Genomic DNA, 12,177 nt, shown 5'->3' with positions numbered 1-12,177 from the left:
TTATACCCCAGTGTGCGCAATCATGTTGAACGCGGTAATCGCCAGTTGCATCAGCTCTACGCCAATCCAGCGCCCGCAGAGCGCGAGCGTCAGTCCGACAGAGATCAGTTTGACGGCAAAGGGCAGCGTCTGATCCTGCAATTGCATCACGGCCTGTAGCAGTGAAATCAGCACGCCGACGATCACCGCAACCAGCAGTGGTGGCGCAGAGAGCAGTACAACCATCACCATGGCTTGACGGAAAAGCGTGATTATTTCCATCGCGACCTCACAAATAGCTGTAGAACAGGCCGTCCAGCAGCCGCGTCCAACCGTTGACCAGCACGAAAAGCAGCAGCTTTAGCGGCAGCGAGAGCGTCATCGGAGCGACCATCTGCATCCCCAGCGCCAATAGCACGTTGGAGACGATGAGATCGATGACGATGAACGGGATATAGATCAGGAAGCCGATTTTGAACCCAGCCTGTAGCTCCGACAGTACGAAAGCCGGAATCACCAGCAGCAAGTTTTGCGTATTCACCTTCTCGGATAGCGAGGCAGGCCACATTTGCAGACTGTTCTCATGCAGATGGGTGAGAATATCCGGATCAACGTTGCGCGACATAAAGGTTTGCAGCGGCTCCAGCCCGTAGGTCACGCTGGCCTGAAGCGAGGTGATGTCGGTCATATCCAGCGGCTTTTCCTGCACGCGTTTGCTTATGTCCTGAAACACCGGAGCCATGACAAACATCGTCGCCGCAAGCGCGATGCCGTACAGCGCCATATTCGGCGGCACCTGTTGTACCCCGATGGCGTTGCGGGTAATCAGCAGCACAATTGCAATCTTCAGAAAGCAGGTGCAGACAATCATCATCAGCGGAATCAGAGAGAGTGCGCCCAGAAAGAGCGCAAACATCAACGGATCGAACGCGCCGGACGTCATGGTGCCAGCTCCTCTTCGGCGGCGTGCTCTTCATCCTGCCTTGGTAGTCTGTGTGCCGGCGCGGAAAAGCGCTGGGTAATCTGTAGCCCCAATCGGCCTTCCACATCGACCAGATCGCCGCTCGCCAGTGCGATATCCCCGTGATACAGCCAGGCTTGTCCCGGCACCACATCGCGCAGCGTTAACACGCTGCCGCTGGCAAGGTGTTGCAATTCCGTTAGCGTCATCGTCAGGCTGCCGCAACGAATGTGTAAGGTGATCGGCAGCGGTGGTAAACTTTCAGTGACGTTGTCACTCTCAGGCATAAATTCAAGCACCGATGACTCTGAGTGGGGAGCGGTTAGCATTGTGTCGATAGCTGACGAGGGCATTGAGACAGTCTCCATGTCGGTAACGGTAAAGGTGTAGGGTGCGAGTTCTGCGAGTTGCAACGTGCCGCGAAGGCGGAGCGTGCCGGACGACAGCGTTCCCTCGCCGGACGGCGTAAACCACGGGCGGTTAGGTAGGACGATATCGCCAGTTTGGATCTGCTGTAGCGCGGTAAACGGCAACACGACGTCAGCCAGCGAGAACGGGATAGCAATAGCCATTTCTGCGGGTAGTACATGCCGCTGGCGGTGCCAGTCAACGCGGGAAAACAATGCCAGCCAGACGGCGTCAGCGGCTAGCATCCGGCTGCGCACGGTAATGCCATTCCAGCTCACGATGAACCAGGCATAGAGTGCGGTACTATTACCGTGCGGCGTTTCATGGCTCATATCCTGCGGATAAATCTCGCCGATGAGCGATCGCAATACGGGAGCCAACGACTGGTTATAGAGCGTCCAGTACCATGCATGTGCAGCATTGTTGTCTTCGGTAAGGGGCAACAGCGGACAGTCGGCCAGCAGACTGAGCACAGGAAACGGATCGGTCAGCGAGAAATTACCGATATCGCTACGCCAGCCACTTGCCTGTGCGGCAGAGGTTTCCTCGATCTGCCCACGCTCATACGCCAGTTGGAGGTGTAGGCTGCCAGCCAGCCCATCGCGGACAAAAGGCAGCGATAGTCCGGCGGCCAGCGTCGATCTGATGCGGGCGTGCTGCGCACGCATGGTCGGCAGCGTCAGCGGTCTGACATGCTGTGAATTGACGTCGAGTGAATTCTGGCTCATCGCTCATACTCTCTGGCGTCAAAACGCAGGTTGATCGGGCAATCCAGCGCGGTGGCGATTGCGCGACGGCAGGCTTCGCGCCGATCTTTTAACTGGTGGTAGCTTTCCCGGCTAAAGCGCAGCGAGATGTCCCAGCCGCGCGGCACCAGATTGGCTAAACGGGCATCGATGTCACCCAACTGCGGCAGTTGCAGGCTAAAGGCAAACGGTGGGGCGCAAATGTTGTCCATCGCCTCAATCAACTCGCATTGCAGTGGCTGCCACTGTGACGGTGTCACGTTTTGTGCATTATCTGTTGCCTCGCTATGCAGTGGCGGACTGATGGGATTGCCCGATGGCAATGCGATGGGCGTTTCCTGATAGAGCGCGTCTTCAAAGCAGTCTGAAAACGTGAAGGCTTCCCAGAAATCCGTATGTTGCGGATCGCCTGTGCGTGAGGATTTACCGTGTAGCGCGGCCTGCGCGTTCTGCGTTGCCTTGGACTCGGATGACGCAATCTGTCGGTTATTCATACGTGCTCCTGAGGTAACGTAAGCAGATATTCCAGTTTCTCTACCGCCTTTTGACACTGGCGGGTCGCGTTTTGGGCGTCATCAACCTGACGCCGCTGGTTCTCGTGCTGTCGCTGTGTGGCCTGAACCTGCTGCGTTTCTGTCGCTATCTCGCTGAGTAAACGCTGTTCGGCGACAAGGTGCTTTTTCAGGTGTTCCAGCGTTTGGCGTTGTCCCTGAGTTTCTCGGGCAAACGTGTCGCGCTGCGTGTGGCTGGCCTGTCGCAGCGACTCGACCTGCTGCTGGTGATAGTGTTGCTGTTCCGCAATCCTGATAAGCTGCTGTTCTTCCTGCCGTTGCTGGCGCTCGCTGCGGCTTAAGCGCTGACGGCGTATTGGCATCAGCAGATTCAACACGCTCTGTAACTCGGTATCGCGCTCGGTGTTATGGGGCATAGCGGCTGACTCCGGCGAGCTGTTGTTGAATCACGTTATAAGGCATCGGTTCACGCATCGACTGGCGCAAAAACTGCGTGATCTCGGAATGGGCGTTGACCGCAGAATCCGTTAACTCGTCATGCCCTGGCTGGTATTCGCCGAGGCGGATCAGCATCTCAACCTGCTTGTAAGCTGCCATCAGACGCCGTACGCCACCCGCATTGCGGGTGTGGTCGGTATCCACGACGTTACTCATGGTGCGGCTCAGGCTGGCGAGCACGTCGATAGCCGGATAATGCCCTTGTTCCGCCAGACGTCGGGCGAGCACGATGTGCCCGTCGATCAGCGAACGGACTTCATCGGCGACCGGATCGTTCATGGAGTCCTGTTCGATCAGAACGGAATAGAGCGCGGTGATGGCACCATCTTCCGTTTGTCCGGCACGTTCGACCAGACGCGGCAGTAGCGTATAGACCGACGGCGGTAGCCCGCCGCGTCCCTGCGGTTCCCCGAGCGCCAGACCGATTTCACGCTGGGCGCGGGCGAAACGCGTCAGGGAATCAAGAATCAGCAGCACCTGACGGCCTTCGGCGCGGTAGGCTTCGGCTATAGCGGTGGCGGTGAACGCCGCACGCGCGCGTTCCATGCTGCTGCGGTCAGAAGTGGAACACACGAGTACGGTGCGGCTGCGTAGTTCATCGTCCAGTTCGTGGTCGAGAAACTCGCGTAGTTCGCGCCCACGTTCGCCAATCAGCCCGAAAACGATGGCGTCGCACGGCGTATTACGCGCCAGTTCAGCCAACAGCGTGGTTTTACCGCAACCTGCGCCGGCGAAAATGCCGACGCGCTGACCCTGGCCGATGGTCAGCAAGCCATCGACGGCGCGTAATCCGGTAGGGAGCGGCTGGCTGATACGTGGTCGTGAGGTGGGCGGTGGCGCATCGCCCAGCACCGGCTGTGTGCGGCTCGTGGCATGACCCGGTTCGACGAAGGCGCTCTCGCCGCCGTCTTCCAATGCCCGACCAAATCCGTCCAGCACGCTGCCCAGCAAACGATCCGACACCTGAATGCAGTGCGGCTGATACAGCGGGGTCACGGCCGCACCTTGTGCAATACCGTCCAGCGCGCCGAGCGCGGAGAGAAAGGTATTGTCCGGGCTAAATCCCACCACTTCGGCCATCATCTGACTGTCATCCTGGCGTGCCACCCAGCATAGATCGCCAATACGCGCCTGTGGCAGACTGCACTCCAGTAAAATGCCGCTGACGGCCATGACGCGGCCTTTTTTCTCCACAGGCGCGTAGTCGGCCAGATGCTGCCGCTGCTGAGCGACCCACTGTTCGAGTAGCGGAAAAGAAGATTGTGTCTGCATCACCAGTTCACCGTTATCTGTTGTCTGCCGCTGAATTCAATCTTGTGGTCATCGATTTTCACCAGACGCAGGTTATCGATCTCATCGCCGATGAAAAAACGCTGGCCGTCTGCTGTGACGACATTGGCGCGTGACCCGCTGGTCACCTGCACGATCTGAAACGGTAGTTGCTCCGTTTTCAACTGTGTCCGGTTATCAACGGATAGCGCGGTTCTATAACGTTGGTGGAGTTGGGCGAGCATCCGTTCCAGTTTTTTTTGATCGTCTGGTGTTAATTGCCCGGTGAGCGTGAGGCGATCCTGATACGCCGCTACCTTTACGGCGGTGCTCAGTTCTCGCTCCTGCAACATAATGCGCAGGGTGCTCTCCATCTGTGGCAGCGTGCTGAGGGGTTTGCGGGTATCCTGCGGCGGCGGGGCGGCGGGCATCGCGACACTCTCCTGAAGCTGCCAACTGCCCACCATCACCAGCAGCAATGCGCCAAGCAGCAGGTAGCTGGCTTTAGCCCACAGCGGCAGGCGCGGTGCGGGTGTAGGAATAGGCGTAGTGATATGAATCGGCGACTCGTCGGCGGAGATATCCGTAGTGGGAACATCCTCTTTCGCAGCCAGAGGCGTCACGTCGTCATCAGGCCAGGGAGTATCGGCGGCCACGACGCAGAGCCAAATTTGCCCCAGTGCAAAAGGGGTACCGGGCGGTAGAGCGTCGATGTGCTCGACGGAATGGCCTTCCGCATTACACAAGGTGCCATCCTGTGCACTGAGCGCCCAGCCGTCAGCGGCCTTCTCCAACTGGCCGTGATAAGGTGCAATGCCGGGATCGTAAAGTACGAGGTCGGCATCATCGGCTGTACCGATGCGCCAGGCGTTTCCGCAGAGCGGCAGCGCCGCACCGCGATGCAAACCAGTCAGCACGCGTAATTCAAACATGGTGTCTTCCTATGCGCTAAAGGGGTCAGGAGAGTCGTAAAGATCGAGGCGTCCAATGACGTTGATCGACAGAGTGGATTCCAGTTCGGTGAAGGACAGCACGGGGACGTGGTGAAATTCATCCTGTAACAGTGTGCGCAGCGGGCTGCGTAAATCCTGCGCTACCAGCACCAGACTGCTCTGTGACGAGAGCGGCGGAAACGCCTGCCGCAATTGACTGAGCAACGTTGAGGCGTAGTCCTGCGTCAGTGCGAAGAAGGTTTCGTTCTGCGTCTGGCGTAGCGAATCACGCAGTAGCTCTTCGCTCTCCGGCGTCAGTAGCCAAACGGCGAGGTTGTTTTCATTGCTGTACTGGTGGCAGATTTGTGATTTGAGCGCCAGACGCACGTAGTCAGTCAATGCCAGCGTGTCCCGTTCGTGCTGGCCGACTTCAATCAGCGCTTCGGCGATAGGGCGCACTGACCGCAACGGCACTCGCTCGGAAGCTAGCCGTTGCAGCACGCTGGCAAAACGTGAAAGCGGCATGATGCGCTGTAGCTCCTGCGCCAATTCCGGTTGCTCACTCTCCAGCCAGGCCAGAATGGATTTGGTTTCCTGCAAGCCGATGAACTGTGAGCCCGTGCGGTGAATGGCCTGCTCCATGCGTGCCAGAATCAGCTCATCTGCGGTCCAGCGCGGTATGTCCTCCGGCTGCTGGGCAACATGTGCCAGCGGCAGCCATAGCCACTGGCTTTCATCCCGTAGTGTGGGCCCCGGCGTGGCGATCGTCGCGTCAGCCTGTTTAATGGCACTATTGGCAACTGCCAACTGGTCGGTGACAAACGTGGCTTTGACGTAGGGAATTTCATACACGCAAAACTGGAACTCATCCTCTGCCAGTCGGTCACTGAATTCGATATCAAAGGACGGCAGTGTAAAGCCAAAGCGGTAGACCAGCCGATTACGTAGACGGCGGATATTTTGCACCAGCGCCGTCGTCGTTGGTTGCCCTTGCCAGACCGGATGAAACAACAATAAATAGGCACGTGTGGGGTTGAAACGTCGTAGATCCTGATAGCCATTCTGTTCGGCAGGTATGTTATCCGCTTCCAACTGGCTGGCATCCAACTGGCCCTGCTGTTTGATACGCCAGAGCTGGAACAGACCGCTGCCGAGCGACGCCAAACTGATAGCGACAAACACCAGCGTTGGCATCCCCGGCAGCAGTGCAAAGCCAAACATGCCGATAGAGGAGATGATCCACGCCTTGGGCTGACTGGTGAGCTGCTCTGCGATTTCCCGACCAATATTGGCATCCACTTTTTGCCCGTCGGCCGAGACGCGGGTAATGATCATGCCGGCGGTCAGTGAAATCAGCAACGCGGGGATCTGGGCGATCAATCCGTCGCCGATGGTCAATACCGAGTAGACGTGCATGGCATCGGATGCGGCCATGTTGTGTTGCAACACGCCGATAGCAAAGCCACCAATCATGTTGATGAACACGATGACCAGTGACGCAATGGCATCGCCTTTGACGAACTTCATCGCGCCGTCCATTGCCCCGAACAGTTGGCTTTCTTTCGCCAAATTTTCCCGCCGCTGCCGCGCCTGATGGGCTTCGATCAGCCCCGCACGCAGATCGCTGTCGATGGACATCTGTTTACCGGGCATCGCATCGAGCGTGAAGCGTGCCGCCACTTCGGCCACGCGCTCGGAACCTTTGGTGATCACCAAAAAGTTCACCACCGTCAGAATCAGGAAAATAACCAGACCGACCGCCAGATTCCCGCCCACCACGTAGTTACCGAAGGCTTCAACGATATGGCCGCCGTCTTGCTGTAGCAGGATCTGGCGCGTGGTGGAAATGGAGATCGCCAGCCGGAACATGGTGGTCAGTAGCAGTACCGCCGGAAACGTCGAGAAAGCCAGCGGTTTAGGCAGATACATCGCCAACACGATTAACAGGGACGAGGCGCAGATGTTAAGCGCGATGAGCACGTCGATGAGTCCGGTGGGCAGCGGGATGATCATCATGAAAACGATAGACATAACGATGACCGCGCCCACCACCTCCGAGCGCTGCATCGCGCTCAGCGCAATACGATTTAGCCAGATAATCAGCAGATTCATGGCTGCCCCTTATCAGGCGCGTGCGGGGGCTGTTTTTGCTGTGATGAGGCATCATGCTGCGCCAGCTCATCATGCCGAGTACTTTTGGCCTGCTGTTTTTCGTACTGGGCGATATCGCCAATCATGCCGCGTATTAGTTGCAGCGCCGTTTGCCGATTTTTGCTGTCTCGCCATAGCGGATGTGGTAGGTCGCTGACAAGCGGCAGCAGGGCGCTGAAAAACATGACCTGATGCTGTACCTGTGTACCGGCAACTTCCCGACCGAGATTATGCAGGTCGCGGGCGTAGGCACCGTTGGCGCTCAAACCAATTAGACGGCGCGTTAATTCCACAGCACCCAGCGTAAACGCGGGCACTTTGTGCGCCAATCGAGTGAGTAGCGTTTGGCTGGATGACAATGTGTGGCTCAGGTGACGAGAGTCGTTGAGGTTGCTCAGCATTTTGCTGAGAACGTTTTTTGATATTGACGGCGTCAGCGAGGCAATATCGGCTGCCAGTGCTCGCTGCAAGGTACGTAGCCCAATGGAAAATGTTGCGGCATCAAAGCGTTCTAGCAGGGAGTCCAGCAGCGCACTGGCCGACTGCTGATGCACGATTTTCTGGTAGTACAGCTCGCGCATCGCCTGTTTTTGTTCCGGCTGCGTGCTGAACAGCGCAATGGCGGTTGCTGTATTCAGACCAGCCCGGACTTCAGGCCCTTTCTCCTGATGTAGCTGCTGTAGCGCACTTTCAGCGGCTGCTGCCAGCTCAGGCTGCTGCGCTGACTGCTGCTGGATGTGACGCAGCAGAATATCCCCGCGTGCCGGATCGTTGCCTGCGGCCTCCAGCACCGTTTCAAGAGACGGCGAACCTTGCTGCATCAACAGATCGCGCATGCGGCTCAACTGTTGGTCGAGGGTACTTTGTGACGGATTTTCCAACATTTTGAACAGTTCCGTCAGTTTCTCGATCCGTTCGACGTTGGCAGTGGCGCGCGCCTCCGGCTGCTGGGCGATTTGGCGCCGATTCAGCGACTTGCTCCTTCGTTCGGCCTGTTCGCCAAACGCCATCGCCACTTCCTCAATTGAGGTAGAAAGTGGAGAACCGGGTGAGGCGTGCAGCGAACTTGTCTGCTGCATTGCAGTCTGTGGCACGGGATCGTCATCCACGACGACAGGGCGCGGCAGGGTGCTGCTAGTGGGAAGGACCGTCGGTATTTTGATCATGATGTCATCCTGAATGAATCGGCTATGTGTCGTGGTGTGAACGTGCAGTGATGTGAATGTATTGCTGTGTGGACGCAGAAAAGGATGGGTTCCCAGCGTGAAGTCACCGGAGCAGGGTGAATTTGATAGCGGATTGGGTGAAATACCGTTTTACTGATTGCAATAATTTGCAATTTCGTGCTGTGGACGTTGGCAAAAAATGGCACGATAACAGGCAGAGTAAAAAATAACTGATTAAAAATCAGTGTGATAAAAATTATTCTGGGCTGGCACAAGGCTTGCTCTTCCGTTTTTGCCAATAGGGCACAACAACGGAGAGTCAGCAAATGGAAATGTCTACCAAACACATCGAACAGACCCCTTCGCTTTACCCGGCGCTCGCTGTCGATTGGGAACAGGTGTTTCGTCAACACGGAAAGAAATTGCATAACTTTATTCGCAAGCGCGTCAGCAACCATGACGACGTTGAGGATTTACAGCAAATGACCTACCTGGAAGTGCTCAAACATCAGGATAAGTTTGCAGGGGCATCGCGACCAGAGACGTGGGTGTTCGGCATTGCCCTCAACCTGGTGCGCAACCATTTCAAGCAGGCGCGACAGCGTGCTCAGGACATGGGCGATGAGATGCTGGAACATATCGCGATAGAACTCGAGCCCGGTGCCATCACCGAAAGCCAACGAGCACTGAAACGCGCGATGGAGGCCATCGTCTCACTTCCTGAGGATACCCGTCAGATGCTGGTGCAATTGCTGGATACCGATGCCAGCTATCAGGATCTCGCGTTGCAGTTGGGGATCCCCATCGGTACGGTGCGGTCACGGCTGTCTCGTGCCCGAAGTGTAATCCGTCAGGCAGTTGAATCCTGACGCTAACCCACGGGACGAAAGGACGTGCCTGCACCCACCGTTTTTCGCTGCTTGATGTGGTGACCACCTGATTCAATAGGGGGTTACCGCTCAGGACGTAGGTCGCACGCTGTGATATCAGGTCGCGTTTAGCCGTTGCAGGGTTTCCTGTCCATCTTCTGGAATGTTGAGACGCCGTATTGCGCTACCTGCACAGCAGGTGGCTGCACAAATGTCTTAATTCAAATAAGGAGATGGCAATGATGTTTACCCAACCTTTTCGTTCCGATGAACAAACTAAGGCCCCCGAACTGGAACTGGTGGATTTTGCGTTTGGTCGTATCAAGGACGCGATTTATATCGTCAATGAAGATCAGCGTTTTTGTTATGTCAATGAGGCTGCCAGTAAGACGCTGGGCTACAGCATCACGGAATTCATGCATCTGAGCGTTGCCGATATCGATCCATGCTGGGCTGCCGAGCACTGGTCGCCCGACTGGCTGCAAAAGTATGACTCTGGCGTAGGTACCACGTTTGAAACCATACACCTTACTCGCTACGGTATGACCATTCCGGTCGAGGTCAATTTAACCCATTTCCAACATAAAGGACGCAACTACAGTATGTGTGTAGTCAGAGATATTAGGGAACGTAAACACATCGAACAGTTGGCTTACGCGCGGGATCAGGAATTTCGCGCACTGGTAGAGAATTCGCCGGATTTGATTATTCGCTTCGATCCCAGCCTGAATTGTCTGTATGCCAACCCTGCCAGTTTGAAACATCTGGAATTTACCGTAGAGCAACTTCGGGGCCGAATGATTACGGAATTGATGCCCGGAGCAGGATGTGCAATCCGCATGGAACAGTTGGTGCAGCAGGTTGTTGATACCCGTAGCAGTGCTGAAGGTGAAGTGATGGAAGAGCGAGGAAAAGGCGATCAGCGTCATCAAGATATTCACCATATTCGCTGCGTGCCGGAGTTCGATCAGCATGGGGTGCTGGTTTCCATCCTGACAGTGGGTCGAGACATTACCGCCATTCGCTATGCGGAGAAAAAACTGGCCGATTCACATATGCAACTGCGCTTGCTGGCACGCCAGCGTGAGATTTCACGCGAGGAAGAGCGCAAGCATATCGCACAGGAAATTCACGACGAGCTGGGGCAACACCTGACCACGATTCGCATGAGTCTATCGCTGATGCGCATGTGCTTTGCCAAGGAAAACCCAGAGATGCAGGCGCATTTACAAAAGTTGATGCAGCTGGCTGACCAAACGATTCAGGTGGTGCGTAACGTATCGACCCGACTCAGGCCGAATGTGTTGAACATGGGGCTCAAGCCCGCGCTGGAATGGCTGTGCGATGAATTTAATCGACACTATAGCGCTACCTGCCTGTTGCAAACGCAGGGGGAATCGTTGGTACTCAATGACGAAAGCACCACGGCGGCCTTTCGCGTCGCTCAGGAGTCGTTGACCAACGTAGCACGTTACGCGGCTGCCACACAGGTGTTCATTACGCTGAAAAACCAGCAGGACTGTGTCGTGCTGCGCATCAGGGATAACGGCAAAGGATTTGATTCCCACGCAACGAATAAAAACGCTTTCGGGCTCATGAGCATGAAAGAGCGAGGGCGGATGTTGGGAGGTGAAGTCATCATTGAAAGCGTACCCGGTAAAGGCACGCAGGTGCAGTTAACGTTTCCTAAAAAGGGCTATATCCGTTAATCGCGGGACAAGAATAACAAAAGGAAGAAATGAGCGATGGAAAAACAAATACGTCTCATGATCGCGGACGATCACGTGATCATGCGTGAAGGACTCAAGCAAATCTTCGCGTTGGATGACTCGCTGAGCGTCGTTGCCGAAGCGGGAAATGGCGCGCAGGTGCTAGCTCAACTGCGTAGCCTGACGCCCGATTTACTGCTGCTGGATATGTCTATGCCCGGTATCAGCGGTGAAGCGCTAATTTCCCGAGTGGTGGCGCAGTATCCGCGTCTGCCGATTCTGGTGCTTAGCATGTACAGCGAAGCGCAGATTGCACAGCATGCGCTGAAAAGCGGTGCCAGAGGCTACATCACCAAAGATAAAGACCCAGAGGCGCTGCTGGCGGCGATCCGACGTGTGGCGCAGGGCGCCCGCTATATCGATCATACCATTGCCGAGCAGTTGGTGTTTTCCAATTACACGGAGGGCGGCAAAGCCGCGCACGATGTCCTGACGGCCAGAGAACACCAAATCATGATTATGTTTGCACAGGGGATGGGCATTAACGCCATCGCCAATGAGTTGGCCATCAGCAATAAAACGGTCAGCACCCACAAAGCGCGCCTGATGGAAAAAATGCAGTTCAGTACCAATGTGGAGATCGTTAAATACGTTTTTAGCAAAAAGCTTATTCCCTAGCAGTGGAAACCTGCGGCGAGAAAAAGTAACAGATCAAAGGGATTCAGCCGTTGGCGGATCCCTTTTGCTGAGCCTGACAATATCTTTTCGTTTTCCTGCGAATTACCTGAACGAGTAACGCGCTGTTTTTACTCATTTTGGCGGGTTTTTTGTAGGTTTTTCCCTACAAATTCCTCTGGAATTCCTACCTGATGTTCAGCGATGCCTGATGGTTTCATTATTCAAGGGCGGTAATGCTTGTCATCGTTCTATCAGTGATGAATCGGTGTGCACTACGCGGAGAAATGCGGTGGTACGCC

The 12,177-nt window shown here is 55.8% G+C and carries 12 protein-coding genes; 3 read left to right on the top strand and 9 right to left on the bottom strand.

Translation table 11 applies throughout. The features are described 5' to 3' along the window. The 9 genes from sctS to sctW are packed head-to-tail and all read right to left on the bottom strand — an operon-like array spanning nucleotide 1 to nucleotide 8,622. Nucleotides 1-261, bottom strand: a complete 261-nt coding sequence (gene sctS / locus KP22_RS05605) for a type III secretion system export apparatus subunit SctS (RefSeq protein WP_011093640.1) — start codon at nucleotides 259-261, stop codon at nucleotides 1-3. Between the two features lie 7 nt (nucleotides 262-268). Further along, a complete protein-coding gene (gene sctR / locus KP22_RS05600) occupies nucleotides 269-922 on the bottom strand; it encodes a type III secretion system export apparatus subunit SctR (RefSeq protein ID WP_011093641.1) in 654 nt (217 codons plus the stop codon). After that, nucleotides 919-2,076, bottom strand: coding sequence for a type III secretion system cytoplasmic ring protein SctQ (gene sctQ / locus KP22_RS05595; protein ID WP_039299572.1), 1,158 nt, complete (start codon nucleotides 2,074-2,076; stop codon nucleotides 919-921). The genes sctR and sctQ overlap by 4 nt, the downstream gene beginning before the upstream one ends. After that, nucleotides 2,073-2,588 (bottom strand): type III secretion system HrpP C-terminal domain-containing protein, encoded by a 516-nt coding sequence (locus KP22_RS05590; protein ID WP_039299575.1) that lies wholly within the window; start codon nucleotides 2,586-2,588, stop codon nucleotides 2,073-2,075. The genes sctQ and KP22_RS05590 overlap by 4 nt, the downstream gene beginning before the upstream one ends. Beyond that, entirely contained in the window at nucleotides 2,585-3,022 is a 438-nt protein-coding gene (locus tag KP22_RS05585) for a hypothetical protein (RefSeq protein WP_039322946.1), read from the bottom strand. Before KP22_RS05585 ends, KP22_RS05590 begins: the two co-directional genes overlap by 4 nt. Continuing rightward, nucleotides 3,012-4,376 (bottom strand): type III secretion system ATPase SctN, encoded by a 1,365-nt coding sequence (sctN, locus tag KP22_RS05580; RefSeq protein ID WP_039322943.1) that lies wholly within the window; start codon nucleotides 4,374-4,376, stop codon nucleotides 3,012-3,014. Before sctN ends, KP22_RS05585 begins: the two co-directional genes overlap by 11 nt. Continuing rightward, nucleotides 4,376-5,305, bottom strand: a complete 930-nt coding sequence (locus KP22_RS05575; RefSeq protein WP_039322940.1) for an FHA domain-containing protein — start codon at nucleotides 5,303-5,305, stop codon at nucleotides 4,376-4,378. Before KP22_RS05575 ends, sctN begins: the two co-directional genes overlap by 1 nt. Before the next feature lie 9 nt (nucleotides 5,306-5,314). Continuing rightward, nucleotides 5,315-7,417, bottom strand: a complete 2,103-nt coding sequence (sctV, locus tag KP22_RS05570) for a type III secretion system export apparatus subunit SctV (RefSeq protein WP_039322937.1) — start codon at nucleotides 7,415-7,417, stop codon at nucleotides 5,315-5,317. After that, on the bottom strand, nucleotides 7,414-8,622 hold the full coding sequence (gene sctW, locus KP22_RS05565) for a type III secretion system gatekeeper subunit SctW (RefSeq protein WP_039299590.1): 1,209 nt from the start codon (nucleotides 8,620-8,622) through the stop codon (nucleotides 7,414-7,416). Before sctW ends, sctV begins: the two co-directional genes overlap by 4 nt. Nucleotides 8,623-8,948: 326 nt before the next feature. Between sctW and KP22_RS05560 the strand changes: the two genes are divergently transcribed. From KP22_RS05560 to KP22_RS05550, 3 genes are all read left to right on the top strand, one after another. Further along, nucleotides 8,949-9,491: an RNA polymerase sigma factor gene (locus KP22_RS05560; RefSeq protein WP_039299594.1), complete on the top strand. Its 543-nt coding sequence runs from the start codon at nucleotides 8,949-8,951 to the stop codon at nucleotides 9,489-9,491. A 239-nt stretch (nucleotides 9,492-9,730) separates the two neighbouring features. Then, entirely contained in the window at nucleotides 9,731-11,200 is a 1,470-nt protein-coding gene (locus tag KP22_RS05555) for a PAS domain-containing sensor histidine kinase (RefSeq protein WP_039322933.1), read from the top strand. A gap of 36 nt (nucleotides 11,201-11,236) precedes the next feature. After that, nucleotides 11,237-11,878, top strand: a complete 642-nt coding sequence (locus KP22_RS05550) for a response regulator transcription factor (protein WP_039299600.1) — start codon at nucleotides 11,237-11,239, stop codon at nucleotides 11,876-11,878. Nucleotides 11,879-12,177 lie beyond the last annotated feature (299 nt).

Source organism: Pectobacterium betavasculorum (genome assembly GCF_000749845.1).
Classification (GTDB): domain Bacteria; phylum Pseudomonadota; class Gammaproteobacteria; order Enterobacterales; family Enterobacteriaceae; genus Pectobacterium; species Pectobacterium betavasculorum.
This window is presented reverse-complemented; position numbering and strand designations above follow the sequence as displayed.